The organism is Mesorhizobium sp. CO1-1-7, assembly GCF_020164885.1.
GTDB classification, from domain to species: Bacteria; Pseudomonadota; Alphaproteobacteria; order Rhizobiales; family Rhizobiaceae; genus Mesorhizobium; species Mesorhizobium australicum.
Window position 1 is genome coordinate 118236 of sequence record NZ_JAIUHA010000014.1, and the last position, 25610, is coordinate 143845.

Genomic DNA, 25610 nt, shown 5'->3' on the forward strand with positions numbered 1-25610 from the left:
TTTGCACAGTCAGGCTTTCTTGGCTACAAGCTCAACTTAACTTGAGGTCAAGCGGAAAGTGCGAAAATGGCGCCGGTAACGGAATTGACGGTCGGCCAGGTGGCCGCGCGCAGCGGCGTGGCTGTGTCGGCACTGCATTTCTACGAGGCCCGCGGTCTGATCCGCAGCCATCGTACGGCAGGCAACCAGCGGCGCTACGGCCGTGACGTGCTGCGCCGGGTGGCCATCATCCGGATTGCCCAGGAGGTCGGAATCTCGCTGGCGGAAATCGGTGCCGCGCTTGAATCATTACCTGAAGGCCGCACGCCGACGCGCGAGGATTGGAATCTGCTTTCAACGGCTTGGCGCGATAGCCTCGACCAGAAAATCAGCCAGCTAAGGAAGCTGCGCGACGGCTTGACCGACTGCATAGGCTGCGGCTGCATGTCGATCGACAAATGCCCGCTTCGCAATAAGGGGGATCGGCTGGCAAGGGAGGGAACGGGCGCGAGGCGCCTGCTGGCCGAGCGCTAATCCGCGGCTGGCAGCCGCCTTATCGTGAACTCGATCAGATCGCCCGGGCGTTCGAACCAGCTTTCGATCTCGGTCCAGTAGGCCTGCTTGGGGAAACGCTCGAACCACTCCTTGGCCTTGAGGCGCGCGTCCGAACGCGGCAGCACGAAGGTCTCGCGCAAAAAACCGTCGCGCGGCATGCGTGCGCGCTCGGCCCGGCTTTGATCGAGCCTTTTCTTCAGGCCATCCAGCGGCGGTCTTGCCGGGGTGCGCACGAAACAACTCCTTGCACCTGGCGCATGACCCCGAAATCGGAATCGGGTTTCGGAAAGGATCATGCGCGAAACCAAAGTGACTTGACCCTGTCCCTTAAGAGATTAGGGATCGCGCCCGGAAAAGACGAGTCTTTTGTCGACTCACCGCCCCGCAACCGGAGACGGCACTTGGAACGACCTGAAATACCGGCGGGGCTGCCTGTCGACATCGAAGAAAAGAAGATGAAGGCCCGGCTTTGGTTCGAGGCGCTGCGCGAGCGCATCTGCGGCGCTTTCGAGCAGATCGAGCAGGATCTCGGCGGGCCGCTGGCTTCGTGGTCACCGGGCCGTTTCGAAAAGACGCCCTGGGAGCGCGATCACGGCAAGGGCGGTGGCGGCACCATGTCGATGATGCACGGCCGCGTCTTCGAGAAGGTCGGCGTCCACACTTCGACTGTTCATGGCGAGTTCTCGCCCGAGTTCAGGAAGCAGATGCCAGGCGCCGAGGAAGACCCGCGCTTCTGGGCATCGGGCATTTCACTGATCGCGCACCCCTGGAACCCCAACGTTCCGGCCGTGCATATGAACACCCGCATGGTGGTGACCTCGCGCCAGTGGTTCGGCGGCGGCGCCGACCTGACGCCGGTGCTCGACCGCCGCCGCACCCAGGATGATCCCGACACGATAGCCTTCCAGCGTGCCATGCAATTCGCTTGCGAGAAGAATGCCGCCGTCGCCGACTATCCGAAATTCAAGGCTTGGTGCGACGAGTACTTCTTCCTGCCGCACCGCAACGAGCCGCGCGGCACCGGCGGCATCTTCTTCGACTACCTGCATCCGGAAGAAGAGAAGGGCGGCTGGAATGCCAATTTCAACTTCGTCCAGGATGTCGGGCGCTCTTTTCTCGTGGTCTACGGCCACCTCGTGCGCGCCAACTTCAACGAGAACTGGACCGATGGCGACCGCGACGAACAGCTCGTTCGCCGCGGCCGCTATGTCGAATTCAACCTTCTTCACGATCGCGGCACCATCTTCGGGCTCAAGACCGGCGGCAATGTCGCCTCGATCCTGTCCAGCCTGCCGCCGGAGGTGCGCTGGCCATAAAAAAATTGTGAGCGCGATGTGAGGCCGCATTGATGTCCCATTGTTCGAATCTGGGCGCGGAATGTGACGCAATGAATATCTTTTTCGTCTAATATCCATCTGAAAAAGCTGGGTTAGTTATCGCATTCGGGTCGGGAAGCGCCGGTGGTTTGCCTGAGGGCAATTCCAGGAAAATGCGGTTTTCCCTTCGGAATTGCGTCGGAACAGGCGAACCGCGACTCGACGCGACCGGACGGCCCGAAGACGATGCGGATCATCTTCGTCAAAGGATGGCCGCTTTCCCAGGAGTATATCAGCATGAGAAAGATCATTGTTTCCGCTGCCGCGGCTGCCTTTCTTGCTTCCGGTTCGGTGGCGTTCGCCGCCGTCAAGCACACCACCGGAACGGTCAAGAGCTTCGATGCGACGGCCAAGAGCCTGGTTCTCGACAATGGATCGTCTTTTACGCTTCCCCAAACCTTCAAGGATCCTGGCCTGAAGGTCGGCGAGAAGGTCAGAATTTCGTGGGACATGAGCGGCAAGGACAAAGTTGCCGAGGCAGTCAAGATCGTGAAGTGACGGCCTGCCCGCCGGGCTAGCGTAAGAGGGCGGAGCAGCGCTGCTCCGCCCTTTCACCGTTGACCGCAACCAATATCACACCATCTGTGTTATGGTTCTCACCCCCGCCCATGATCGGAAAAGTCGGATCATGAGCCAAAAAAGTACCGGAGCCTCGCAGGCTCCACGGAGGAAAAGGAGAAATCCGATGAAGGAATTTCACTGCGGGTCGCTGGTTCCCGGCTGTGAGTGGCATACTCGTGCCGGCGAGGAGGCCGAAGTGATGCGCCGTGCCGTCGAGCATATGCGTGAGACACATGGCGAAACGACCATCCGCGAGACGATGATCGAGGCTATCCGCTCCCGAATTGAGAAGGTCCGCGACGCGGCATGATCCTCATCAGCCTTCAAGTGCCTCCGCGGCGCGCTTGATCAGTGCGTCGCGATCGGGCGTGAAACTCGCATCGATCCATTCCGCTTCCAGGTTCTTGAGGATCTCGCCGAGCTTCGGCCCCGGGGTTGCGCCGAGCGCGGTCAGATCGGCGCCTCGCAGCGGAAATTCGGGCCTTTTCCATTTGAGCGCAAAGGAAAGCAGGCGCGAAAAGCCGCCGGCTTCGAGCAGCGCTTCATTGTCTTCGACGGCCCGCACCCGCGCCGCCGCAAGCGAAAGCCGCAGGCGGTCGACAAATCCTTGGCGGTCGCCGCGATAGAGCCGTTTCGCCAATTCGCCCTCGGTCGTCTTCGGTTCGACCGCGGTTGCCATCGACCAATGGCGCAGGCGATCCGCTTCGGCGGTCGAGAATTTCAGCCGCTCCGCAAGCGTCTTCATGCGCGCCGTATCCGGCGGCACCATCGCCTCCAGCCGCAGCATCGGATCCACCGCCCAGCCCAGGTCCTTCTCGGCCCTGGTCAATCCGTGGATCGCATCGATGCCCCATTTCTCGCTTTCCGACAGCGCGGCGGTCAAGACACCGGCCTGCCGCATCCAGAGCAGCGCCCGCGAGGGATCGGGTGCGGACAAGAGCTTTTTCAGTTCGGACCAGATGCGCTCCGCCGAGAGTTGGGCGAGGCCTTCCTTCAACCGGGCGCAGGCCTTCAGCCCCTCGGCGTCGGGCCGGCCTTCGCCATACCAGGCGAAGAAGCGGAAGAAGCGCAGGATGCGCAGATAATCCTCACGGATGCGTGCCTCCGGGTCGCCGATGAAGCGCAGCCGGCGCGCCTCGATGTCGGCGATGCCGCCGACAAGGTCGACAACGCTGCCGTCGGCCTCCGCATAGAGCGCGTTGATGGTGAAGTCGCGCCGCTCGGCGTCGAGCTTCCAGTCGCGCCCGAACGACACCTTGGCGCGACGGCCATCGGTCTCGACATCGGCGCGCAAGGTGGTGATTTCATAAGGTTTGCCATCGGCGACCACCGTGATGGTGCCGTGCTCGATACCGGTCGGCACCGCTTTGAAGCCTTCCGCCTCGGCGCGGCGAATGGTTTCCCGCGGCAGGCAAGAGGTTGCTATGTCGATGTCGGTGACAGGCTGGCCCATCAGCACGTTGCGTACGGCGCCGCCGGCGATGCGCGCCTCTTCACCGCCTTCGGTGAGCGCGCCAAGCAGGCGCTGCAGATGCTTGTCGAAGAGCCAGTCCGCCCTGCCCGCGATCGAAACACTCACGCATAGAGCCTTTCATACAGTGTGCGGATGATCCCGGCGGTGACACCCCAGATGCGCCGGTCGCCATAGGGCATGTCGTAGAAGAACCATTCGAGATCGTTCCAGATGCGGCTGTCGCGCTTGTGGTTGGCCGCGTCCATCAGGAAGCGCAGCGGCACTTCGAAGGCGGCGTCGACCTCATCCGCGTTCAGGGTCAGCTGGAAATGTGGCCGCACGATGCCAAGCACCGGCGCGATGCGATAGCCGCTGCCGGCGACGTAATCGGGCATCCGGCCGATGATCTCGATGCGATCCTGGCCAAGGCCGATCTCCTCGAAGGTCTCGCGCAGTGCCGCCGCCTCCGGGCTTGTGTCGGTCGCATCGATCGTGCCGCCCGGGAAAGCCACTTGCCCGGAATGATTGCGGAGTTTTTCGGCCCGTTTGGTCAGCAGAACCGTCGCCTCGCCGTCATGGTCGACCACCGGGATCAGCACCGCGGCGTTGCGCAGCGGCTTGCCAGGGTTGAGGCGTGGATGGCCGGGATTGAAGCGGTGATCGCCATAGTCGCCGCCGGCATGCGCCTCCGGCTGCGCGGCAAAGCGCGCGCGAAAATCCGCCGACGAAAACGGCGCCGGCGATACCTGGTCCATCATTCGCTCAACCGCTTCAACTGATCGGCCGGCATGATCGGAAACACGGCGTTCTTGGAGCGCACCGAAAACATCGTCCTGCCGTCGATTTCGATCTCCTCGCCATGCCCGACCAGTTCGTACATGACCGGCCGCGCCACAAGCGCCTCCAGCCTGCCGCGCACCAGCAGATACGGCTTCAAACCGCCGGTCCCGTTCTCGTCGACGAAGCGCAGCGGCCGCTCCGGTCCGGCCTCGATCACGTCGCCGACATTGGTGCGGAAGGTGATGACCTGATCCTCGCCTTCGCCCGAAACATCCATCTCGACGGCGACGAAAGGCGCATCGGCGACGCGGATGCCGACTTTTTCCACCGGCGTCACCAGATAGGTCCTGCCGTCGGCGTCCTTGCGCAGCACGGAGGAGAAAAGCTGCACCAGCGGCATGCGGCCGATCGGCGTGCCCAGGTAGAACCAGGTGCCGTCGGCCTTGATTTCCATGTCGAGATCGCCGCAAAAGTCGGGATTCCAGCGCTCGACCGGCGCCGCGCCCTTGCCTGCGCGGGCCGCGCGCGAGATCAGCGCCTCGAGGCCCCGAGCCTCGGTGGCCTGCGTAAGGCTTTGTTGGCGATGTTCGTGGTGTTCGCTCATCGTCACGAAATAGTCACTGTTGTTCCGCTTGTCAGCCTAAGTCTGTGATTTAAGTTCAACCATAGGCGCTCCGCGAGGCCGAATCGCGGCAGTCTATGGTATGGTGCGGGCCAGCATTTCCAAACCATGGCATTTCCAACCAAAGGGATCGATGCGGCATGAGCGTGATGGTCAAGGAAAGCCCGATCAGCGAAACGGACATGGTCGCCGAGGCCGAGAAGGCACTTGCCGACATCTCCAGGATCCGTGACGGGGTTGGCCGGGTGATCTTCGGCCAGGAGAACGTCGTCGAGCGTACGCTGGTGGCGCTGCTTGCCGGCGGCCATGCGCTTCTGGTCGGTGTGCCGGGCCTCGCCAAGACCAAGCTGGTGGAGACGCTGGGCGTCGTGCTGGGGCTCGATTCGCGCCGCATCCAGTTCACGCCCGACCTGATGCCGTCCGACATCCTTGGCTCGGAGGTCATGGAGCAGGACGAGACCGGCAAGCGCTCGTTCCGCTTCATTTCCGGGCCGATCTTCGCCCAGCTGCTGATGGCCGACGAGATCAACCGCGCCTCGCCGCGCACGCAGTCGGCGCTGCTGCAGGCGATGCAGGAATATCATGTCACCATTGCCGGCGCGCGCTACGACCTGCCTTCCCCCTTCCATGTGCTGGCGACGCAGAACCCGCTGGAGCAGGAAGGCACCTATCCGCTGCCCGAAGCCCAGCTCGACCGCTTCCTGATGCAGGTCGACATCTTGTACCCCGAAATCGAGGCCGAGCGCCGCATCCTGTTGGAAACCACCGGCGTCGAGGACGCGAAAGCCCAGAACGTGCTGCAGCCGGCGCGGCTGAAGGAGATCCAGACACTGATCCGCCGCATGCCGGTACCCGAAAGCGTCGTCGAGGCGATCCTTACCCTGGTGCGCTCGGCGCGTCCGGGCCAGGGCAATGCCGACACGGACAAGCATGTCGCCTGGGGCCCGGGCCCGCGCGCCAGCCAGGCGCTGATGCTGTGCACCAGGGCCCGCGCGCTCTACGACGGACGCCTGGCGCCTTCGGTCGACGATGTCAGGGCGCTGGCCGAACCGGTGCTGCAGCATCGCATGGCGCTGACCTTCGCCGCCCGCGCGGAGGGCACCAGCGTGCGCGACGTGGTGGCGAAGCTTGTGAAAGGCATTTGATGGCGCGTATCGGCGAAGTCCAGGCCCCGGCAGCGACGCGCGATGCGCTCGCCCGAGGCCGGTTGCGGGCTTCGCTGGTTCCCGACCTGCTGGTCGAGGCACGCCGTATCGTCAACACCGTGATCGCCGGCTGGCATGGCCGCCGCAAGCGCGGCATAGGCGAGAATTTCTGGCAGTTCCGGCCTTATGTCGAAGGCGACGCCTCGCGCATCGACTGGCGCCGCTCGGCCCGCGACGACCACACCTATGTGCGCGACCGCGAATGGGAAGCCGCCCACACCGTCTGGCTGTGGGCCGACCCCTCGCCATCCATGCTATACAAATCGACGGGAGCCGGCGTTTCCAAGCAATCGCGCGCGCTGGTGCTGACCTTGGCCATAGCCGAGCTTTTGTCACGCAGCGGCGAACGCATCGCCTGGCCTGATCTGACCGATCCATTCACCGCCCGCAACGGCGCCGAGCGCATCGCCGCCCAGCTCATGCATGCCGGCGAACTGCCGGCAAAACCCGATCTCTCCAACATCAGGCGCTTCTGCGACATCGTCATCGCCAGCGATTTCCTCGACCCCGTCGAGGAGACCATGGCCTGGCTCGACGTGCTCGCCCGCCATGGCGTGCGCGCCCATCTGATCGAGGTTGCCGACCCGGCCGAGGAAACCTTCCCCTATGCCGGCCGCACCGAGTTCACCGATCCCGAGACCGGCGACAAGCTGACCGCCGGCCGCGCCGAGATGCTGGCCGATGAATACCGCCTGCTCTACACCGCTCGCCGCCAGGAGTTGGCCGGCTGGTGCAAGCGGCTTGGCTGGAGCTTTACCGTGAACCACACCGACCGGCTCGCGTCCGACGCGCTGGTGCGCCTGCACATGGCGATGACCGCCGATGGCGGGCATGCCGGTATCATTGCCGGCGATCAGCCCAGGCTGATCGCCAAGGGCGATCAGCCTGGAAAGGCGGTCGCATGAGCTGGCTGCCGCTCTCCTTCGGCGCTCCGATGGTGCTGTGGGGCCTGCTGGCGCTACCGGTGATCTGGTGGCTGCTCAGGCTCACCCCGCCCAAGCCGCAGACCGAGGTGTTCCCGCCGCTGAAGATCCTGGCCCGTGTGCTGAGGCGTGAGGAAACCCCGCAGCGCAGCCCCTGGTGGCTGACGCTGCTCAGGCTGCTGATGGCCGCCCTCGTCGTCGCGGCATTGGCCGAACCGGTGTTCAACCCGCGCGAAAAGCTGCCGGCCGAGGGTGCCGCGCTTGCCCTGGTCATCGACAATGATTGGGCGAGTGCCGCCGACTGGAACAAGCGCGTCGCCACCGCCGAGCGGCTGATCAAGGACGCCGGCTCGAACGGCGTGCCTGTTATCATCGCCTTCACCGCCGAAAAGCCCAATGCCGAGATCGGCCCCTTCGATGCCGCCGCCGCGCTCGACCGGCTGCGCGCCGCCAAGCCGCGGCCGATCCCGACCGACCGGCCCGCCGTCTATGCGCGCGTCGCCGGCATGCTGGAAACCTTGCCAGGCGCCAGCGTCGCCGTGCTGGCCGATGGCCTGGGGGCAAAGGGCGACGAGGCCGCCTTCAACACGCTGTTTTCGAAAAATGCCGCCCGCATCGTCTGGGCGGTGGCCGACCGGCTGTCGCTGACTGGCCTGACATCAGCCGAAAACCAGGTTGATGGCTTTGGTTTGACCGCCATCCGCGCGCCCGGCGATCCCGCCCCGGCGCAGGTCACCGCCGGCGCATTCGACGACAAGGGCCGCCGCATCGCCGATGCGACCCTGACCTTCGCGCCGGGCGAAGCCACGGCCACCGGCACCATGGCGGTGCCGTTCGAATTGCGCAACGACTTCGCCTCGATCGCGCTCGATGGCGAACGGCATGCAGGTGCCGTGCGCGTGCTCGACGAAAGCTCCAAACGCCGCCGCGTCGGGCTGTTGTCGCAAGCCGAGTCCGACCAGGCGCAGCCGCTTCTGTCGCCGCTCTACTACATCAGGCGCGCGCTGCAGCCCTTCGCCGATCTGGTCGAGCCCTCCAGCGCCGATCTCGCCGACGCCATCCCGCAGATCCTCGACCAGAAGCCGGCGATGATCGTCATGGCCGATATCGGCACCATTCCCGCACAGGTCCGGCAAAGACTGGTCGACTGGGTCGACAATGGCGGCACGCTCGTGCGTTTCGCCGGCTCGCGGCTGGCCGCTGCCGGCAATGACGACGATTTGCTGCCGGTCCGCCTGCGCACCGGCGAGCGTTCGCTCGGCGGCGCGCTGTCATGGACCTCGCCGCAGCCGGTCACCGAATTTCCCAAGGCCGGCCCCTTCGCCGACCTGGCGCCGCCGACCGAGGTCACGGTGACCAGGCAGGTGCTGGCCGAACCGACACCCGACATCGTCGAGCGCACCTGGGCGGCTCTTGCCGACGGCACGCCGCTGGTGACCGGGCTGAAGAAGGGCAAGGGCACGCTGGTGCTGTTCCATGTCACGCCCGAGGCGACGTGGTCGAACCTGCCCATATCGGGCAGTTTCGTGGAGATGCTGCGCCGCATCGTGCAATTGTCGCGCAACCAGGGCGCGGCGATCGCCAATGCCGAAGCCGCCGCCACGTCGCTGGCGCCCTATCGGATGATCGCGGCAGACGGCTCGCTGGTGCCGCCGACACCGGATGCACGGCCGCTGGTGCCGGGCGCAGGACCACTGCCGGTCACCTTCGAGAACCCGCCTGGCCTCTACGGCTCGGAGACCGGCGTCTTCGCCCACAATCTGCTCGACGCCTCAAGCACCTTTGCCCCGCTGGCGCGCCCGCAAGTGACGGTGCCTGTTACCACCGTCCAGTACGCCTTCGATGAATCGCGCAACCTGAAGGGCACGCTGGTCGCGGCGGCTCTGCTGCTGATGCTGCTCGACACGCTGGCGGTGTTGTGGATGGGCGGCCTCTTTTCGCGCCGGCCGCGCCGTGCCGGTGCGGCCGCGACCACAGCCGCCGTGCTGATCGCGCTTGGCGCACTGTTCGGCCATGCCGATGTCGCGCGCGCCGACGATGCCAAGCCGGGCGATCAGGTCGCTATCGAGGCGATTTCGAAAACCCGCATCGCCTATGTGCTGACAGGCGTCCCGGGTGTCGATTCGATCAGCCGCGCCGGGCTCGAGGGTCTGACCCGCTTCCTGATCGAGAAGACCGCCTTGGAGCCGGGGGCGCCGGCCGGCGTCGATATCTCGAAGGACGAACTGTCCTTCTATCCCCTGATTTACTGGCCGATCGATCCGGCGGCACCGATGCCGAGCCAGGCCGCGATCGCCCGCATCGACGCCTATATGCAGCAGGGCGGCACCGTGCTGTTCGACACCCGCGACCAGTTCGCCAACGGCATCGGTGCCGATTCCACCAGCCCGGCGACCGAGCGGCTGCGCGACATCCTCGGCAACTTGAACGTGCCGCCACTGGAGCCGGTGCCGTCGGACCATGTGCTGACCAAATCCTTCTTCATCCTGCCCGAGTTTCCCGGCCGCTTTGCCGGCAGCCCGCTCTGGGTCGAGGCATCGCTCGATGCCAGCAATGCCGACAACCGACCGGTGCGCACCGGCGACGGCGTATCGCCGATCATGATCACCGCCAATGATTTCGCCGGCGCCTGGGCGGTTGACGAGAATGGCGATCCGCTGCTGCCGACCGTACCGAACGATCCGATGCAGCGGGTCTACGCGCTGCGCGCCGGCGTCAACATCATGATGTACATGCTGACCGGCAACTACAAATCCGACCAGGTGCATGTTCCCATCCTGCTCGAACGTCTGGGGCAGTAGGATGACGTTCTTACCCTCCACGGCGGGTCAACTCTCTCCACAACGGAGAGGATGAAGCATGAACTGGTCTATCTCCTTCGAACCGCTTCTATCCTGGCCGCTGCTGGCCCTGGTGCTGGTACCGTTGGCGCTGCTGGCGCTCGTCGGCCTTTGGTTTCGCCAGCGCGGCGCGGTCCTGCGCCTGGTCGCCCTGCTGGCGCTCGCCGCCGCCATCTTCAACCCCGTATTCCTCAACGAGGAGCGCGAGCCGCTGAAAAGCGTCGTCGCGCTGGTCGTCGACCGCAGCCAGAGCCAGGACATTGGCGACCGTACCAGGCAGACCGACGAGGCCGTGGCCGGGTTGCAGCAGCGTCTTGGCCGCTTCAAGCAGTTCGACGTCCGTGTCGTCGAGGCCGGCAAATCCGACGCCGCCGAGGAGCGCACGGAAACGCGGCTGTTCGGAGCGCTGGAAGGCGCCTTCCGCGACGTGCCGCCCTCGCGCATCGGCGGCGCCATCATGGTCACCGACGGCGAGGTGCATGACACGCCGTCGGGCACGCCCGAGTTCAACGCCCCGCTGCATGCCCTGATCACCGGCAACGACCATGAGAAGGACCGCCGTATACGTTTCGAGAACGCGCCGCGTTTCGGCCTCGTCGGCAAGCCGCTCGACATGAGCTATCGCGTCATCTCGACCGAAAACGAGACCGGACCGGTCGATGTGCGGGTCTCGGTCAATGGCGAGCAGGTTTCGGTCGAGCATGCCACGGTCGGCCAGGCCATGCCGCTGCAGGTGACCATCCCGGGTGCTGGCCGCAACATCATCGAACTTGCCATCGACCGTGAGCCGGGCGAACTGACCGACACCAACAACCGCGCCATCGCGCTGGTCGACGGCATCCGCGAGAACCTGCGCGTTCTGCTCGTTTCGGGCGAACCGCATGCGGGCGAGCGCACCTGGCGCAATCTGTTGAAATCCGACGCCTCGGTCGATCTCGTCCATTTCACAATCCTGCGGCCGCCGGAAAAGCAGGACGGCACGCCGATCAACGAATTGTCGCTGATTGCCTTCCCGACCCGCGAGCTGTTCGTCGAAAAGATCAAGGATTTCGACCTCATCATCTTCGACCGCTACCAGCACCGCGACGTGCTGCCGATCCTCTATTACGACTACATCTCCGAATATGTCGAAAAGGGCGGCGCGCTGCTGATCGCCGCCGGTCCCGAATATGCCGGCGAGGCTTCGATCGCACGCACGCCGCTGATGTCGGCGCTGCCGGCCATGCCGACCGGCGAGGTCGTCGACAAGGCCTTTTATCCCCGCCTCACCGAACTCGGTCAGCGTCACCCGGTGACGCGCGGCCTCGACGGTTCGGCCACCGAGCCGCCGCACTGGAGCCGCTGGTTCCGCACCATCGGTGTGCAGAATCCGCAGGGTGAAGTGGTGATGAAGGGCGCCGACAACCGGCCGCTGCTGCTGCTCGACCGCAAGGGCGAAGGCCGCGTCGGCATGCTTCTGTCCGACCAGGGCTGGCTGTGGGCGCGCGGCTTCGAGGGCGGCGGCCCGCATGTCCAGCTCTACCGGCGCATCGCCCACTGGCTGATGAAGGAGCCCGAACTCGAGGAAGAGCGGCTGACCGCCGAGGGACGCGGCATGGTGCTGGAGATCCGCCGCCAGACCATGGCCGACGATCCCGGCCCGGCGCAGATCATCACCCCCTCCGGCAAGACGCTCGCCGTCAAGCTCGACAAGTCCGAGCCCGGCGTCTTCCTCGGCAGCGTCCAGACCAGCGAAATCGGCCTCTTCCAGGTCGCCAATGGCGATCTCACCGCGCTTGCCCATGTCGGACCGGTCAACGCTCCGGAATTCGCCGACGTCGTCTCCACGCAGGAGCGGCTGAAGGCGCCGGCGGAAGCCACCGGCGGCAGCGTGCGCCGGTTGGCGTCTGCCGCGGGCAGCGACGTGACGCTGCCTTCCATCGTGCCGGTGCGCTCGGCCGGCGAGGCGTCGGGCAGCGACTGGATCGGCCTGCGCACCACCGACGACAGTGTGCTCAAGGCCGTGTCGCGCGTGCCGCTGTTCGGCGGCTTCCTTGGCCTGGGCCTGTTGCTCCTGGCGATGGGTTCGATGTGGTACCGCGAGGGACGATAGAGCGGTGCGCTCCTACTTTCTCCCCGTGTAGTGACGCGGAGAGCGACGCTATCGCGAGTGGTTTCGCCAATCGTCGAAACCAAGGCTATGACGAGCCCCTCCTCACTCCTCCGGTTCCGTCGTGAACAGCAGTGGGTAGCCCTTGGCCTTGCCGGCGTCGGTCGCCCGCGTCGCCTTGGTCTCGGCGACATCCCTGGTGAAGACCGCGACCACGCAGACGCCACGCTGGTGCGCGGTGATCATGACCCGGTGCGCCTGGTCCTCCGAGAGCTTGAACTCGCCCTTCAGCACCGTGACCACGAATTCGCGCGGCGTGAAATCGTCGTTGACGAGGATGACCTTGTAGAGCTTCGGCCGCTCTGTCTGCGGCTTGACCTTGGTGCGCGGTTTTGTGGTGATTTCAGGCATTCGAACCGACTGTTTTCGCGATCAGCTTAAGTCCGCATTTTGCCACGGGCGGCAGTGATCGTCCATTTACGGACCGTCGGCGGGCGGGCCCGGTCCTCCGGGGTCATGTGGGGAATTGTCGGTCGCGGTTCAACGGCCCTGACGGCCGAAGACGCGGCGCGTTGGGTCGGCATCCGCCCGGCGTTCCAGCCATGCCGCGATCGGCCATCCGGCAACACAGATCAGCGTCACGCCGGCGAGCACGATCAAAAGCCATGCCTGCACCGGCGTGATGTAATCCCAGTTGCTGGAAATCGCCGGTGCGAACAGCGAAGGCTCGGTGCGCCCGCTTGCAGGGTCCGGCACGGGGCTGGCGGTGAGCAGAATCAGCACCCTGGCGACGCCGGTGGCAACCAGGCCGCCGATCACCATGGAGCGAAAAATGGACGAAAGCCGCTTCTTCATGCGGATTGTCCTACAGGGCCGGCATTGCAAACGGGTTAAGCACGATCGAGATGCGTGGCTGAAAGCCGCCGGCGTCCAGCTCTTCGACCATGCCCTTGCCAGAAGGCCGCCCCAGCCGGTTTGCGGCGGGGCGGCCTTGCTAGACTAACCTCGAAGCTGATCAGGGCTTCTTGGGAGCAGCCTTCGCAGGGGCCGCCTTCGCGGGAGCCGCCATCGCGGGGGCCTTCTTGACCGGGCACTTGTGCTTCTTGGTCACCTTGCAAACGGTCTTCTTGGCGACCTTCTTCGGAGCGGCCTTGGCCGGAGCAGTGGTCGTCGCGGCGGCAGCCGGAGCGGTGGTCGTGGTGGCAGCGGCCGGGGCAGCGGTCGTGGTCGCGGCAGCGTTGCCGAGAACGGGCATCGAGAAGGCGAGAGCGACGGCGAGACCAAGGGCGGACAGGAGGGATTTTTTCATGGCTTCGTTTTCCTTTTTTGTGCGGGTCGTTTTGAGTGTCACTGGACCGGGTCGTTCGGTGTCACTCCAAGCAGCTTCAAAGCATTGGCGAGCATCCGGATGCCCTGCGCCTGTTTCTTGGCGGCGCAGTACCGGTTGCCCTTTCTCTGAAGTGCCTTTGCCGCGGTGACCTGCGTTGCCGTGGCATGGGTTTCGAGGGCTTCATCAAATTGGTGGCTGAGATTGGCGCACCGTTCGCTCCGGGTCAGCGGCGCCTTTGCGTCTGATTGGTCGACAGCGGCAGTGAGCAGGCCAAGGCCCAGCAAAACTCCCAACAAACTGATCGACAATCTTGGCATCGGTTTATCCGTGAACCCGGAGACTAGCGTCGCAGCCGATGACCTGACCGCCACGGCACCGTTATGCCGGCCTACCTTTTCAGGAGTTTTTCCCGATTGTAGAATTTTGTTTCTGAATTGTGTCTGGCCAGGCCACGCCAAGCTGGCCGTTGCTTCATGTGGAGACGGCGGAATTCATTTTTCCTTGAAAAGCAAGGCACTGGCCAACATACGGCCCGAATTCTATCGTGTGGCTCACGAGCCAAGAATGGCGTGGCCGGCAAACCAGACAGGGCAGCTGTGAAATCCGAGACACACATACTGATCGTCGACGACGACAAGGGCATTCGCGACCTGCTTCAGGAGTTCTTCCAGAAGCGGGGCCTGCACACCTCGGTTGCCGCCGACGGCACCGAGATGGAAACCATCCTGCGCCGCACGCAGGTGGATCTGATCGTGCTTGACGTGATGCTGCCCGGCAGGAGTGGGCTGGAACTGTGCCGCGACATCCGCGCCCAGTATACGACGCCGATCATCATGCTGACCGCCGTCACCGAGACGACCGACCGCGTCGTCGGGCTCGAGATGGGCGCCGACGACTATGTGCCCAAACCCTTCGACCCGCGCGAATTGCTGGCCCGCATCCGCGCCGTGCTGCGGCGCAATGGCGCCGCCGAGCCCAAGCGCGCCACCACCAAGCAGATTTACCACTTCGCCGGCTGGACGATGGACTGCTCGCGGCGGCGGCTGACCGCGCCCGACGACGTCAGGGTCGAACTGACCATGGCTGAGTTCAACCTCCTGCAGACCTTCGTCAAGAGCGCCCAGCGCGTGCTGACCCGCGATCAGCTCATCGAACTGTCCGGCGGCGACAGCGACTATTCCTTCGACCGCAGCATCGACATCCTTGTCTCCAGGCTGCGGCGCAAGATGGAAGATGATCCCAAGACGCCCAAACTGATCCTCACCGTGCGCAGCGGCGGCTACCAGTTCCTGCCCGAGACGACATCCGAATGAGACGTTTCCTGCCGCAGACCTTGCCTGTCTGGGTGCTGCTGATCGTCATTGCCGGCCTGCTGATCAGTCAGGTCGCGACGCTTTATATCGTATCGCGCGACCGCGCCGCCGCCAATGACGTGGTCGACCTCTACCGCCTCAACGACCGCGCCTTCTCGCTCGTGCAGTTGATGCACGACGCCACGCCGGAGGAGCGCAAGGCGACGGCGACCGGGCTGTTCAACTCCACCTACGCGCTCACCGTCTCGGACACGCCCGCCGTCACCTCCTCGATCGCCGGCGACGACGAACTGGCCGAACTGGAAGACATTCTCGTCGGCCGATTGTCCAAGTTCGGTATCACCGACGCGCGCGTGCGGCGCGATCCGGCGACGCGCGAAGCCGACGATGCCGGCGGCGCGGCACCGGGACCCGAGATCGGCCAGGTGGAGCGAGATCTTCTGGTGCTGGCCGCCGATTTCGCCCAGAGCGACAAGCTGACGGCTTCGCTGCGCTTCGCCGACGGCCAATGGCTGAATTTCACCGAACCGATCACGCCCGTCGGCCCGATCCTGAGCGTCGATAGCCTGCCGCTCTATTCGCTGATCGCGGGGCTGGTGGTGATCATGTCGATCTGGTCGCTGCGCCGGCTGACCGCGCCCTACCGGATGATGGAAACCGCCGTAAACCGGATCGGCAACGACCTCAAGAGCCCGCCGATCGCCGAGAGCGGCAGCCGCGAGGTACGCGCCGCCGCCAAGGCGATCAACGCCATGCAGGCGAGGCTGCGCGAATATGTCGAGGATCGTGAGCACCTGGCGGCGGCCCTCGCGCACGACCTGCGCACGCCGATGACCAGGATGCGGCTGCGCCTGGAGCTGTTGCGCAGATCACCGGCGCGCCAGGCGCTCGCCCACGATCTCGCCGACATCGAAAGCATCGCGAGTTCCGTGATAGACTTCGCCAAATTCGAGGTCACGGAAGAGAAGGCCGAACGGATCGATTTCTGGTCGCTCGTCGAATCGGTCGCCGACAGCTACGAGACCGTGTCCTTCGACAATGACGACGTCCGTTCGCGAGGCCTGATCTGCATGGCGCGGCCGGTGGCTCTCAAGCGCTGCGTCACCAATCTGGTGCAGAACGCCGTCACCTACGGCAAGCAAGCGCATCTCAGCCTCAGCCGCTTGGACGGCACGATCACGCTCGCCATCCGTGACGAGGGACCGGGCATTCCCCAGGCCCAGATCGACGCCGTCTTCGGCTCCTTCGTGCGTCTCGAACAGTCCCGCAACCGCCAGACCGGCGGTCTCGGGCTGGGGCTGACCATTGCCCGCAACATCGCGCGCGCGGCGGGCGGCGAAGTGCGCCTATCCAACCATCCAGACGGCGGCCTGCTGACCGAGTTGCGCCTGCCGATGGCGGCTTAGGACATAGCCGCCTGAAGCGCGTCGCGCCGAAGCGGATCAGGCGCCGCGCTTCAGTCTTCGTTTTTGTGCATGTCGTCTTCCCAAAACCGAGGTCACTTTTGGGCGACATGCATCAGCGCCGCAGCACCGCGCTCAGCACGTCGCGGATGCCGATCGCGCCGACGAAGCGCGACTGGTCGTCGAACAGCGCCACGGGTGCGGTCTGCGACCGGTGCATGGCCAGCATCACGGTCTTCAGCGAGGTGCCGGGATTGGCCCAGAACACTTGCGCCAACTCCTCCGGCTGGCCCTCGACATCGGCGCAGGACACCCATACGGCCGGCTTGCCGTCGCGCTCGGCCGCCGCCACCAGCCCGTGCTCGTCGATCTTGAAGCGCGTCGTCTTGCGCCGGTCGAGCCACACCCAGCCGTCCTTGCCCTGTTCGAGATCGCGGCGGTCGCGCATCACGTTCCAGGCGGTCAGCACCGAGAGCGGGTTCACATTGGCGATGAAGTCGCGGACATAATCGTTGGCGGGGCGCAGCACGATGTCTTCCGGCGCGCCGGTCTGGACGATACGGCCGCCCTCCATGATAGTGATGTGGCTGCCGATCTTCAGTGCCTCCTCGAGATCGTGGCTGACGAAGATGATGGTCTTCTTCAATTCCGCCTGCAGCTGCAGAAGTTCGTCCTGCAGCTTGGTGCGGATCAGCGGGTCGAGGGCCGAGAACGGCTCGTCCATCAACAAGATAGGCGCCTCGGTGGCGAAGGCACGCGCCAGGCCGACGCGCTGCTGCATGCCGCCCGACAGCTCATGGGCGTATTTGTTCGACCATTGGTCGAGATTGACCAGCTTGAGCTGGCGATGCACCCGCTCCTTGCGCTCGGCGTCCGGCACGCCGGCGAGTTCGAGGCCGAGCCCGACATTTTCTTCCACCGTGCGCCATGGCAGCAGGCCGAACTGCTGGAACACCATCGCCACCTGCTTCTGGCGCAGCCGCCGCAGGGTCGGCTCGTCGCAGGTGACGACATCGACCGTGCGGTCACCGTCCTTCACCAGCACCTGGCCGCGCGACACCACGTTGAGCCGGTTGACCGCGCGAAGCAGCGTCGACTTGCCCGAACCGGACAGGCCCATCAGCACCGAGATCTCGCCTTCATGCACGGTGAGGCTGGCGCCGGCGCAGCCGAGCACATTGCCGGTCTTCTCGAGGATTTCGGCCCGGGTGGCGCCCTTGTCGATCATCGCCAGCGAGCCGGCCTGGTCGGCGCCGAAGACGATATCGACATTCCTGAAATCGACGGCGACGGTCATTTCTTGCCTCCAACGCCAATGCGGGTCATCCGGTCGAGCACGATGGCGAGCACGACGATGGCGAGACCGGCCTCAAGGCCCAGATCGATGCGGCGCGAACCGAGCGCCCGGTTGATTTCCGTGCCGAGCCCGCCGGCGCCAATCAGGGCCGCGAACACCACCATCGACAGCGACAGCATGATCGACTGCGTCAGACCGGCCATGATGGTGGGCAGCGCCGAGGGCAGCTCGACCTTCCACAACAGCTGGCTCTTGGTGGCGCCGAAGGCCTCGCCGGCCTCGATGATCGACTTCGGTACCGAGACGACGCCGAGATGGGTGAGCCGGACCGCGGTCGGGATGACGAAGATGATGGTGACGATCAGGCCGGGCGCGTTGCCAAGGCCGAACAGGGTCAGCACCGGGATCAGGTAGACGAAGGTCGGCAGCGTCTGCATCAGGTCGAGCACCGGCAGCATGATGCGATAGACCTTCGGCTTGTGCGCGGCCCAGATGCCGAGCGGCACGCCGATCGCCATCGCCGCCGCCGCCGCCGCGACAACCAGCACCAGCGTCTGCACCGTCTGTTTCCAAAGGTTCTGGTTGATGATGAAGATCAGCCCGATGAAAACGCCAATGGCGAGCGGCCGCGAACGCTGCAGCAGCCAGGCGATGACGGCAATCACCAAAGCGAGCAGCACCGGCGGCACCATCAGCAGGATGTTGACCAGCCCGTCGAGCAGAAAATTGAGGCCATTCGAGAACGCCCTGAAGACGGTGTCGAAATTGTCGGTAAGGAAACCGAAGAACGCCTTTCCCCAGGCGCCGATCGGGATCTTGTGATCGACCATGAACTTGGAAATCGGATCCATCTCACCCCTCGTTTGCCAGAGCTCTGCCTTCGGCCCCGTACTGTCGCGACGTCATCTTGTCACAGGATACGAAAAAGGGCAGCCTTTTCCACAAAGACTGCCCTCTGTTTCGGTCACGCCGAAATCAAAGTCGGCTCAGCTTCCGAGCGCGGTCTTGACCGCCGCCGCAGCGTCGCCGCCGTCGAAGGTGGTCACGCCGGCGATCCACGGCTTGACCGCATCCGGGTTTTTCTTCAACCAGTCGGTTGCCACCTTGTTGGCATCGCTGCCCTTCAGGATGGCGTCCATCATCTGGCCTTCCATATCCAGATTGAACTTCAGGTTGGCGATGAACTTGCCGACATTCGGGCACTCGCTCATGTAGCCCTTGCGCACATTGGTCGAGACGGTGGCCGCGCCGAAACCGCTGTCGCCCATGCCGTCGAGATAGGTGATCTTCATGGCGCCCATCACCGGATGCGGCGTCCAGCCGAGGAAGGCGATCCACTCATTGCTCTTCATCGACTGCTCGGCTTGCGTCAGCATGCCGGCCTCCGAGGATTCGACCAGTTCGAACCCGTCGAGATTGTCCTTCGGGTTCTTGATCATGTCGAGGATGATGCGATTGCCGTCATTGCCGGCCTCGATGCCGTAGATCTTGCCGTTGAACTTGTCCTTGAACTTGCCGAGGTCGGTCAGCGACTTGACGCCGGCATCCGCGACATAGGTCGGCACGACGATGCCGTAACCGGCGCCGGCCAGGTTCTGGCTGACGGTCTCGACCGAACCGTCGGCCGTATAATCCTTGATGTCATTGGTCATCGACGGCATCCAGTTGCCGAGGAAGACGTCGAGGTCCTTGTTCTTCAGCGACGCATAGGTCACCGGAACCGAGAGCTGGATCACCTGCGGCTCGTAGCCGAGCGCGGTGAGCAGCACCGAGGCCAGCCCGGTGGTGGCCTGGATGTCGGTCCAGCCGACATCGGAGAGGCGAACCGCCTTGCAGCTTGCCGGATCGCCGGCGAAGGCGGCGCTCGTGGACAGGAAAGCCGCCAGGCCCAGGCCGGCGACGAAGGAATTCATGCGCGACATCTGTATTCTCCCATTTCGATTCTTTGGCGAAGCGAAGTTACGGTTTTTGTGCCCGCCTTGTTTCGTCAGCCAAACACCATTCTGGAGTGGTTTCAAGCGCTAAGACAATCACGATCAACGGCGCTGGCTGGCCCATCAGCGACACAGCTGACGCTTTCCGCGCCGAGCCCAAGCGCAATCTGCCTCGGCAATGGCGGCTTTTTCAGGGGAATGCGGCGCCTGCCCCTCCCCGAGGCCTGGCAAGTCGGCTTAAAAGAGCGGCATGGCCAAGCTTTACTTCCATTACGCGACGATGAATGCCGGCAAGACGACCATGCTGTTGCAGGCGTCGTACAATTACCGCGAGCGCGGCATGACGACGATGCTGTTCGTCGCCGGCCACTACCGCAAGGGTGACACCGGCCTGATCTCGTCGCGCATCGGGCTGGAAACGGAAGCCGAGATGTTCCGCGACGGCGACGACCTGTTCGCCCGCGTCGCCGAGCATCACCAGCACACGGCGGTGCATTGCATCTTTGTCGACGAGGCGCAGTTCCTGGAGGAGGAGCAGGTCTGGCAGCTTGCCCGCATCGCCGACCGGCTCAACATCCCGGTCATGTGCTATGGCCTGCGCACCGATTTCCAGGGAAAGCTGTTTCCCGGCTCGCGCGCGCTGCTGGCGATCGCCGACGATCTGCGCGAAGTGCGCACCATCTGCCGCTGCGGCCGCAAGGCGACAATGGTCGTGCGCCTCGGTCCCGACGGCAAGGTGGCCAGGCAGGGCGAACAGGTGGCGATCGGCAAGGACGTCTACGTCTCGCTCTGCCGCCGGCATTGGGAAGAGGAAATGGGCCGCGCGGCACCTGACGACTTCATCGGCTTTATCAGCCGCTGAATGTGGCTCGCTGGGGCGTCGGCGTGGGTAGCTGGCTGCCACCTCTTGTCGGCCGCGCCGTTCTATGGTGCCTTTGTTAAGGCCAGCGCCCTATTTTCCCACCCTCAGCCAGAGCCTCCCGGGGTCAGCCATGCTTCGAGCCGCCTTGTCCGCCAGCCTTCTTTTGCTTGCCACCTCAGTTACCGCCCGGGCCGGGGGCGATCCTGTGCTGGGCAAACATGTTTTCAACCGATGCATGGCCTGCCATGAGGCGGCGTCCGACCGCGACAAGGTCGGCCCGCATCTGATGGGCGTCGTCGGCCGCAAGGCGGGAACCGCCGAAAGCTTCCTCGGCCATTATTCGGACGCCATGAAGAGCGCGGGTGCTGCCGGCCTCGTCTGGGACGAGGCAAATCTTGCCGAATACCTCAGATCGCCCAAGCTGAAGGTGCCCGGCAACAGGATGGCCTTTGGCGGCCTCAGCAATGACGACGACATCGCCAACGTCATCGCCTATCTGAAGGCCGACCCCAAACCCTGAGCAGACGCCGTTCGTCGTCGGACGGCCGACTTGTGCCGCCGTGTGGGGCTGCAAATGGCCAGTTGTTGTCGAGTTTAGGAGCCATTCGCTTCCGCGTGGATTGATTGCTTTGCCGGCATCAAAGTTCAAAACCAGCTGAACAAGGCTTGGCCTGCCAGTTGATCACGCCATGACCACGGCTCCATTGGCTTTCAAGGGTTCGGCCGGATATTTGTTTTCGCGCCATGCACTGTCTTCACGTCTTTCAATCCCCTGATACCCCACATATATTCGCCGCTGTTCGCAACCAGCGAGCGGAAGCCGAAGCGGGAGGCCCCTATGGCGACATTGCAGAATTTCGATGCCGAAATTGCCAAGACCAAGCAGGTCGTCCAGGACATGCGCACCAAGATCGAGCAATCCGGCACCGTGCTCGACACACTCGCAACCGCCGACAAGAAGATCGGCGACGCCAATTTCGACATCGAGAACGCCCGCATCGAGGATGTGCTGAAGCAGCAGAAGGTGATGGAAGGCAACATCGCCGACCTGATCATCGGGCTGGAGGACGCCACCAATGTCTTCGGCGCCGAGTTCGAGAGCATGAAGAACTATACCGGCTGGGAAAACTTCGTCGGCGTTTTTTCGGCACAGCGCAAGCAGCGCATGCGCACCGATCGCGTCCGCAACATGTCGCTCGCCGGCAACCTGCAGGAGCTGCTGGCCAAGTCCGATACCATCGTCGGCATATTGAAGGCGCAGAAGGAAATTCTCGACCAGCGCTACAAGACCTCCGAGGCCAGCCTGTCGCAGGTTATCGAGCGCCGCAAGATCACCATGACCAACCTCGAAACCGTGCAGAAGCGCATCGAGGAGCTCAATCCGATGCTGCTCGACATCGAAAACAGGATCGCCGCCTCGACCAGCCAGAAAGACCGCACGCAGCTCGAGGGCGAGCGTTCCAAGCTCGCCACCGAATACAATGAAAAGCAGGCGAAGGAGCAGGAGCTGCTGGCCGAAAGCCAGACGCTGGAGCGCTATACCTCGATGTTCCAGACCTTCGTCGATTCGCTCAACAACCAGATCGCCGCGCAGTCGACGCTGATCAACAAGCTGACCATCGATACCGAACAGCGCATCGTGCTCTACAAGGCGCTCGAGGACTCGCTGAAGACCGCCGCCCAGCAGGACGTCGCCCACAAGATCAACACGCTGGGCAGCCAGGTCGACAACACGGCCGAGGAAACCATGGCCGGCATCGGCGCCGCCTCGCAGAAGCACATCGGCGATCTCTTGGAGATGCACGAGAAGAACATGGTCGCCAGCGCCGACATCCAGCGCCGCAAGAAGCTGGCCGACGATGCCTTTGCCCGCCGCTTCGACGAGGTGCTGAAGAAGCACAATTCGGCCAACTACGTGCAGTCATAATTGCCGCGCGCATCGGTGCGACAATCCCAGGACTGACAGCATGACCCCCGAAAACGACGCCGCGGCGCGGTATTTCTCGGCAATCACGGCCGCGCTCAGCGGCCTTGAAGTGTTCATGCGCGACGACCGCTCGCCGCTTTACCGACACGGCATCGTCGCCAAGATCGTTGCCGAGTACATCGCTCGGCTCGACAAGTCCTTTTCCTGCTGGCGCAACCGGCTGGGCTTCATGGACACGTTCCGCATTTCGCGCGCCGAGAGCGGCTACCCGGTGTTCCAGAACCTGCTTGAACTGGAAAACGACCGCCTGCAGGCCGACGCGCGGCTCGCCAACATCCCGCAGGCCGGCGAGCTGCGCGAGGAGATGGCCGACTTCATCCTGCGCCACAAGGAGTTTCCCGAGGCGCTGCAGAAATCGATGGCCGAGCGGCTCTATCTCGAAGACGTCAAGAGCGAGCAGACCTTCGGTCCGTTCACGCTGGCGCAGACGGCCAAGGTGTCGGTCAATCCGAAGACGGCGCGGCCTTATTACCTCGTCCACTGGGCAAGCTTCGACGGCAGCGCCAACCTGCCTCTGGTCTACATGGTGACGGTGGAGGATTCCTCGGAAAGCATGGTCCGCCAGCTTGTCGACCGGAGCGGCAAGCTCAACGACAAGGTCGACATTCCGCTGCCCGTCGACGGCCTGCTCAACCCCGAGCTTGCCCACCGCTTCGACGATTTCACCGAGAAGAATTCGGCCTATACGCTGTCGCCGGCGACCATCGCGGTCAATCTCGACAAGGATTTCGAGCCATTGCACCCCAAGCAGCTGAGGCGGGTGGTGCTTGGCCCCTTCTACTCGGCAGGCATCACCGACAACAACTCGACGGTGACGGAAGTGCTGGCCAAGGTGCGCAAGCCCGAAAATGCCTGGCTTTTGACCTGGACCATCCAGGAAGTCTATTCCAAGGGCGAGAAGCCCGGCCGCAAGGGCCTGTTCTCCAGCGAGAAGACGACGCAGGAATTCTTCATCAACACCGACGACCTGGAAGCCGCCCGCCAAGGCGTGTCGAGCTACGAAAACCACGCGCTGATCCCGCACGAAGCCTACCAGGCGCTTTACGCGGCCGGCGAAGCACAGAAGATCTTTGGCGGCTACAAGGTTCACATCCTGTCGAATGGGCAGGTCATCTCAGACGTCTGACCGTCACACCGCGGAGCACCCTTCATGGACACCGGCCTGACCACCATCCCGGAAGCGGCTATCGAAAAACACCGCGCCACCGCGCAGAGCTTCATCACCCGCATCGTCGTGCTGGAGGATCCATCGCGCGAATCCGGTACGGCATTGGCCGGCACCAACCGCCGCTTCGTCTCCACCGTCTCGGTCGGTTCGGTGCGCCGCACCCGCGAGGTCGAGCTGTCGAAGACGGTCGGCGCCGTTCATCCCGACGACCAGTTGCTGACCATCCCGCAGCACACGCTGCTCTTTCGCGCCCGCCGCGGCACGGCGATCGCGCTGGCGGTATCGGACGTCTTCGCCGAAGGCTCCGATCTCGAAAGCCTGCAGGCCAGGAACACCCGCGCGCCGCTCGAAGGCGACGAGGCGTCCACCTTCAAGAAACTGCTGTCGGCTTCGGCCTATATTTCGGCCTTCAGCCTCGCCTCGTATCTGTTCCAGCTCATCGACAGCGACGGCGAGGCGCCGAACGATATCCCCGAGCCGGACTTCCTGTTCGACACGCCCCAGGATGCGGTGAAATCGATCCTGGCCGGCATCGACAAGGCGATAGCGGGCTCGACGGACGACGGCGACCTGACGACCAGGGCGCGCGCCTTCGCCCGCGTCGCCATCGACGGGCTTTTGGCGCGCAAAAGCCGCTTCGACGGCATCGGCCCGTTCGAGAACGCCCATATCCGCATCGACGCCGACGACTTCACCCTCGACGGCTTCGACGTCGCGCCCGGCAAGCGCTCCAAGCCGCTGGTGATGACCTTCAAGAAACCGGAAGAGGTCGTCGGCAACCACATCGCCAAATACCAGTCGGTCAAGCTCGCCAAGATGCTGATGGCCTATGATTTCGAGCGTGAACTGAACCCGTTCGTCGAGCTCGGCGGCTTCCTGTTCACCTTCATCGGCGACGGCGCGCCCGGCACCGGCAAGACGACGCTGATCCAGATGATCGCCGGCCTTGTCAACGGCTATTGCCAGGTCGCCGGCTATCCCTTTGCCTATGAAAATTTCGGCGTCGACCAGATTTCGTCCTACCAAGGCAAGTCTGGCCAGAACTGCCGCCAGTTCATCAACAATGTCTTGAACCCGCGCGTCATCGGCTTCGGCACCATCGACGACATCGACCAGGTGGCCGCCCGCCGTTCCGACGACCGCGCATCGGCCGGCCAGCAGGAGATCACCGGCGTGCTGATGGACGCCTTCGCCGGTGCTGCCACCGTGGTGCGTGGCAATTGCTCGTTCGGCATGTTTTCCAACTATCCCGAAAATGTCGACGATGCGCTGCGCCAGCGCGCCGGCGCCCGCTGGCTGGTCGACGGGCCGCAGACCCGCGATGACTATATCGACATCTTCGTACTGCTCGCCGGCAAGAACCACGAAATCCCCCTGGGCAAGCACGAACTCTACGCCGCGCAGGAGGTCCAGCGCGCCGTGACCGAGGCCTATGAAGAGCATGAAAAGCCGCGGGAGGACGGACTGGTGCGGGTCTACGAGCGCTACATGAAGGAAAATGGCGCGCCCAGGACCATGGCCGACATCGGCACCTACCTGCACCTGATCAAGGACGCCGAGCCGCGCTTCACCGGCCGCGCCGTCAAGAACGTCACCGACGCCATCAAGATGCGTGCCATGGACATCGAGCTTCCCGACGACTGGTTCGAAAAGCCGGAAGCCTTCATGCACAAGAGCTACGACGACAAGAAAGCGATGATCGAGGAATTGCGCGGGCCGTTCTCGCTTGCCATGGTCATGCAGGAGATCAACCGCTACGCCGATTCCGAGTTCCGCTATTCCGACAAATCCGACGATGCCGCGGTGGAGAAGCTGCTGCGCGACGCAAGGCTGCGCGAACGCGCGGCGCGTGAGATGGAGGAGATGAAGAAGAAGGGTCTGTGGAATGCGTGAGGCGAGCCCTTCTTCCTTCTCCCCGTTCACGGGGAGAAGG

At 64.1% G+C, this 25610-nt stretch carries 26 protein-coding genes; 15 read left to right on the plus strand and 11 right to left on the minus strand.

Annotated elements, in window-relative coordinates; translation table 11 throughout:
* Nucleotides 1-66: 66 nt before the first annotated feature.
* The gene (gene soxR, locus LB516_RS26995) at nucleotides 67-513 is read left to right on the plus strand and encodes a redox-sensitive transcriptional activator SoxR (protein ID WP_140721677.1); all 447 of its coding nucleotides are present in this window, start codon (nucleotides 67-69) and stop codon (nucleotides 511-513) included.
* Here the strand turns inward: soxR and LB516_RS27000 are convergent.
* Nucleotides 510-767: a hypothetical protein gene (locus tag LB516_RS27000; protein ID WP_023770299.1), complete on the minus strand. Its 258-nt coding sequence runs from the start codon at nucleotides 765-767 to the stop codon at nucleotides 510-512. The genes soxR and LB516_RS27000 overlap by 4 nt on opposite strands.
* Nucleotides 768-935: 168 nt before the next feature.
* Here LB516_RS27000 and hemF point away from each other — a divergent pair, with 168 nt between their 5' ends.
* From hemF to LB516_RS27015, 3 genes are all read left to right on the plus strand, one after another.
* The gene (hemF, locus tag LB516_RS27005) at nucleotides 936-1850 is read left to right on the plus strand and encodes an oxygen-dependent coproporphyrinogen oxidase (protein WP_224683702.1); all 915 of its coding nucleotides are present in this window, start codon (nucleotides 936-938) and stop codon (nucleotides 1848-1850) included.
* Between the two features lie 297 nt (nucleotides 1851-2147).
* Nucleotides 2148-2408, plus strand: coding sequence for a DUF1344 domain-containing protein (locus LB516_RS27010; RefSeq protein WP_015316062.1), 261 nt, complete (start codon nucleotides 2148-2150; stop codon nucleotides 2406-2408).
* Between the two features lie 187 nt (nucleotides 2409-2595).
* Nucleotides 2596-2781, plus strand: coding sequence for a DUF1059 domain-containing protein (locus LB516_RS27015; protein WP_015316061.1), 186 nt, complete (start codon nucleotides 2596-2598; stop codon nucleotides 2779-2781).
* Nucleotides 2782-2787: 6 nt separating this feature from the next.
* On the opposite strand, the gene LB516_RS27020 is transcribed toward LB516_RS27015, so the two are convergent.
* Genes LB516_RS27020 through LB516_RS27030 form a run of 3 tightly spaced genes read right to left on the minus strand, consistent with a single transcriptional unit; the run spans nucleotide 2788 to nucleotide 5308 of the window.
* The gene (locus LB516_RS27020) at nucleotides 2788-4050 is read right to left on the minus strand and encodes a CCA tRNA nucleotidyltransferase (RefSeq protein WP_140665109.1); all 1263 of its coding nucleotides are present in this window, start codon (nucleotides 4048-4050) and stop codon (nucleotides 2788-2790) included.
* On the minus strand, nucleotides 4047-4679 hold the full coding sequence (locus tag LB516_RS27025; protein WP_224720685.1) for a CoA pyrophosphatase: 633 nt from the start codon (nucleotides 4677-4679) through the stop codon (nucleotides 4047-4049). Before LB516_RS27025 ends, LB516_RS27020 begins: the two co-directional genes overlap by 4 nt.
* Nucleotides 4679-5308 carry a DUF1285 domain-containing protein gene (locus tag LB516_RS27030; protein ID WP_140823205.1) on the minus strand — a complete coding sequence of 210 codons (630 nt, stop codon included), beginning with the start codon at nucleotides 5306-5308 and terminating at the stop codon, nucleotides 4679-4681. The genes LB516_RS27025 and LB516_RS27030 overlap by 1 nt, the downstream gene beginning before the upstream one ends.
* Nucleotides 5309-5466: 158 nt before the next feature.
* Here LB516_RS27030 and LB516_RS27035 point away from each other — a divergent pair, with 158 nt between their 5' ends.
* From LB516_RS27035 to LB516_RS27050, 4 genes are read left to right on the plus strand one after another with little or no spacing between them, the layout of a single operon-like run.
* A complete protein-coding gene (locus tag LB516_RS27035; RefSeq protein WP_023770308.1) occupies nucleotides 5467-6471 on the plus strand; it encodes an AAA family ATPase in 1005 nt (334 codons plus the stop codon).
* Nucleotides 6471-7436: a DUF58 domain-containing protein gene (locus tag LB516_RS27040; protein ID WP_224720686.1), complete on the plus strand. Its 966-nt coding sequence runs from the start codon at nucleotides 6471-6473 to the stop codon at nucleotides 7434-7436. Before LB516_RS27035 ends, LB516_RS27040 begins: the two co-directional genes overlap by 1 nt.
* A complete protein-coding gene (locus LB516_RS27045) occupies nucleotides 7433-10255 on the plus strand; it encodes a DUF4159 domain-containing protein (RefSeq protein ID WP_224720687.1) in 2823 nt (940 codons plus the stop codon). Before LB516_RS27040 ends, LB516_RS27045 begins: the two co-directional genes overlap by 4 nt.
* Before the next feature lie 58 nt (nucleotides 10256-10313).
* Nucleotides 10314-12386: a hypothetical protein gene (locus LB516_RS27050; protein WP_140713610.1), complete on the plus strand. Its 2073-nt coding sequence runs from the start codon at nucleotides 10314-10316 to the stop codon at nucleotides 12384-12386.
* A gap of 102 nt (nucleotides 12387-12488) precedes the next feature.
* Here LB516_RS27050 and clpS read toward each other — a convergent pair whose 3' ends face one another.
* The 4 genes from clpS to LB516_RS27070 form a co-directional block, all read right to left on the minus strand.
* Complete coding sequence (gene clpS / locus LB516_RS27055; protein WP_015316053.1) at nucleotides 12489-12794, minus strand: ATP-dependent Clp protease adapter ClpS; 306 nt, start codon at nucleotides 12792-12794, stop codon at nucleotides 12489-12491.
* Nucleotides 12795-12923: 129 nt separating this feature from the next.
* A complete protein-coding gene (locus LB516_RS27060) occupies nucleotides 12924-13238 on the minus strand; it encodes a hypothetical protein (protein WP_140665118.1) in 315 nt (104 codons plus the stop codon).
* Nucleotides 13239-13398: 160 nt separating this feature from the next.
* Entirely contained in the window at nucleotides 13399-13692 is a 294-nt protein-coding gene (locus LB516_RS27065) for a hypothetical protein (RefSeq protein ID WP_140617674.1), read from the minus strand.
* Between the two features lie 38 nt (nucleotides 13693-13730).
* Complete coding sequence (locus LB516_RS27070; RefSeq protein ID WP_015316050.1) at nucleotides 13731-14030, minus strand: hypothetical protein; 300 nt, start codon at nucleotides 14028-14030, stop codon at nucleotides 13731-13733.
* Nucleotides 14031-14309: 279 nt separating this feature from the next.
* Between LB516_RS27070 and LB516_RS27075 the strand changes: the two genes are divergently transcribed.
* On the plus strand, nucleotides 14310-15026 hold the full coding sequence (locus tag LB516_RS27075; protein WP_015316049.1) for a response regulator: 717 nt from the start codon (nucleotides 14310-14312) through the stop codon (nucleotides 15024-15026).
* A complete protein-coding gene (locus LB516_RS27080) occupies nucleotides 15023-16432 on the plus strand; it encodes an ATP-binding protein (protein ID WP_140617672.1) in 1410 nt (469 codons plus the stop codon). Before LB516_RS27075 ends, LB516_RS27080 begins: the two co-directional genes overlap by 4 nt.
* A gap of 112 nt (nucleotides 16433-16544) precedes the next feature.
* On the opposite strand, the gene choV is transcribed toward LB516_RS27080, so the two are convergent.
* The 3 genes from choV to LB516_RS27095 all read right to left on the minus strand — a co-directional run bounded on the left by choV (nucleotide 16545) and on the right by LB516_RS27095 (nucleotide 19648).
* A complete protein-coding gene (gene choV / locus LB516_RS27085; RefSeq protein WP_015316047.1) occupies nucleotides 16545-17726 on the minus strand; it encodes a choline ABC transporter ATP-binding protein in 1182 nt (393 codons plus the stop codon).
* Complete coding sequence (gene choW / locus LB516_RS27090; RefSeq protein WP_140665124.1) at nucleotides 17723-18577, minus strand: choline ABC transporter permease subunit; 855 nt, start codon at nucleotides 18575-18577, stop codon at nucleotides 17723-17725. Before choW ends, choV begins: the two co-directional genes overlap by 4 nt.
* 135 nt (nucleotides 18578-18712) lie before the next feature.
* The gene (locus tag LB516_RS27095; RefSeq protein ID WP_015316045.1) at nucleotides 18713-19648 is read right to left on the minus strand and encodes a choline ABC transporter substrate-binding protein; all 936 of its coding nucleotides are present in this window, start codon (nucleotides 19646-19648) and stop codon (nucleotides 18713-18715) included.
* Between the two features lie 262 nt (nucleotides 19649-19910).
* Here LB516_RS27095 and LB516_RS27100 point away from each other — a divergent pair, with 262 nt between their 5' ends.
* The 5 genes from LB516_RS27100 to LB516_RS27120 all read left to right on the plus strand — a co-directional run bounded on the left by LB516_RS27100 (nucleotide 19911) and on the right by LB516_RS27120 (nucleotide 25570).
* A complete protein-coding gene (locus LB516_RS27100; RefSeq protein ID WP_140617670.1) occupies nucleotides 19911-20522 on the plus strand; it encodes a thymidine kinase in 612 nt (203 codons plus the stop codon).
* A gap of 130 nt (nucleotides 20523-20652) precedes the next feature.
* Nucleotides 20653-21042, plus strand: a complete 390-nt coding sequence (locus tag LB516_RS27105) for a c-type cytochrome (RefSeq protein ID WP_224720688.1) — start codon at nucleotides 20653-20655, stop codon at nucleotides 21040-21042.
* 318 nt (nucleotides 21043-21360) lie between these two features.
* On the plus strand, nucleotides 21361-22449 hold the full coding sequence (locus LB516_RS27110) for a hypothetical protein (protein ID WP_140665129.1): 1089 nt from the start codon (nucleotides 21361-21363) through the stop codon (nucleotides 22447-22449).
* Between the two features lie 40 nt (nucleotides 22450-22489).
* Entirely contained in the window at nucleotides 22490-23635 is a 1146-nt protein-coding gene (locus LB516_RS27115; protein ID WP_140721661.1) for a hypothetical protein, read from the plus strand.
* 24 nt (nucleotides 23636-23659) lie between these two features.
* Nucleotides 23660-25570: an AAA family ATPase gene (locus LB516_RS27120; RefSeq protein WP_224720689.1), complete on the plus strand. Its 1911-nt coding sequence runs from the start codon at nucleotides 23660-23662 to the stop codon at nucleotides 25568-25570.
* The last annotated feature ends 40 nt before the right edge of the window (nucleotides 25571-25610 follow it).

What these genes read in the sequence shown, in the direction of transcription:
- LB516_RS27030 (WP_140823205.1), bottom strand. Translation starts at nt 5,308, where the DNA reads ATGAGCGAACACCACGAACATCGCCAACAAAGCCTTACGCAGGCCACC.
- LB516_RS27115 (WP_140721661.1), top strand. Translation starts at nt 22,490, where the DNA reads ATGACCCCCGAAAACGACGCCGCGGCGCGGTATTTCTCGGCAATCACG.
- LB516_RS27035 (WP_023770308.1), top strand. Translation starts at nt 5,467, where the DNA reads ATGAGCGTGATGGTCAAGGAAAGCCCGATCAGCGAAACGGACATGGTC.
- choW (WP_140665124.1), bottom strand. Translation starts at nt 18,577, where the DNA reads ATGGATCCGATTTCCAAGTTCATGGTCGATCACAAGATCCCGATCGGC.
- LB516_RS27015 (WP_015316061.1), top strand. Translation starts at nt 2,596, where the DNA reads ATGAAGGAATTTCACTGCGGGTCGCTGGTTCCCGGCTGTGAGTGGCAT.
- LB516_RS27095 (WP_015316045.1), bottom strand. Translation starts at nt 19,648, where the DNA reads ATGTCGCGCATGAATTCCTTCGTCGCCGGCCTGGGCCTGGCGGCTTTC.
- LB516_RS27060 (WP_140665118.1), bottom strand. Translation starts at nt 13,238, where the DNA reads ATGAAGAAGCGGCTTTCGTCCATTTTTCGCTCCATGGTGATCGGCGGC.
- soxR (WP_140721677.1), top strand. Translation starts at nt 67, where the DNA reads ATGGCGCCGGTAACGGAATTGACGGTCGGCCAGGTGGCCGCGCGCAGC.
- clpS (WP_015316053.1), bottom strand. Translation starts at nt 12,794, where the DNA reads ATGCCTGAAATCACCACAAAACCGCGCACCAAGGTCAAGCCGCAGACA.
- LB516_RS27100 (WP_140617670.1), top strand. Translation starts at nt 19,911, where the DNA reads ATGGCCAAGCTTTACTTCCATTACGCGACGATGAATGCCGGCAAGACG.
- LB516_RS27050 (WP_140713610.1), top strand. Translation starts at nt 10,314, where the DNA reads ATGAACTGGTCTATCTCCTTCGAACCGCTTCTATCCTGGCCGCTGCTG.
- choV (WP_015316047.1), bottom strand. Translation starts at nt 17,726, where the DNA reads ATGACCGTCGCCGTCGATTTCAGGAATGTCGATATCGTCTTCGGCGCC.
- LB516_RS27010 (WP_015316062.1), top strand. Translation starts at nt 2,148, where the DNA reads ATGAGAAAGATCATTGTTTCCGCTGCCGCGGCTGCCTTTCTTGCTTCC.
- LB516_RS27065 (WP_140617674.1), bottom strand. Translation starts at nt 13,692, where the DNA reads ATGAAAAAATCCCTCCTGTCCGCCCTTGGTCTCGCCGTCGCTCTCGCC.
- LB516_RS27120 (WP_224720689.1), top strand. Translation starts at nt 23,660, where the DNA reads ATGGACACCGGCCTGACCACCATCCCGGAAGCGGCTATCGAAAAACAC.
- LB516_RS27040 (WP_224720686.1), top strand. Translation starts at nt 6,471, where the DNA reads ATGGCGCGTATCGGCGAAGTCCAGGCCCCGGCAGCGACGCGCGATGCG.
- LB516_RS27110 (WP_140665129.1), top strand. Translation starts at nt 21,361, where the DNA reads ATGGCGACATTGCAGAATTTCGATGCCGAAATTGCCAAGACCAAGCAG.
- LB516_RS27105 (WP_224720688.1), top strand. Translation starts at nt 20,653, where the DNA reads ATGCTTCGAGCCGCCTTGTCCGCCAGCCTTCTTTTGCTTGCCACCTCA.
- LB516_RS27045 (WP_224720687.1), top strand. Translation starts at nt 7,433, where the DNA reads ATGAGCTGGCTGCCGCTCTCCTTCGGCGCTCCGATGGTGCTGTGGGGC.
- LB516_RS27025 (WP_224720685.1), bottom strand. Translation starts at nt 4,679, where the DNA reads ATGGACCAGGTATCGCCGGCGCCGTTTTCGTCGGCGGATTTTCGCGCG.
- LB516_RS27080 (WP_140617672.1), top strand. Translation starts at nt 15,023, where the DNA reads ATGAGACGTTTCCTGCCGCAGACCTTGCCTGTCTGGGTGCTGCTGATC.
- LB516_RS27070 (WP_015316050.1), bottom strand. Translation starts at nt 14,030, where the DNA reads ATGCCAAGATTGTCGATCAGTTTGTTGGGAGTTTTGCTGGGCCTTGGC.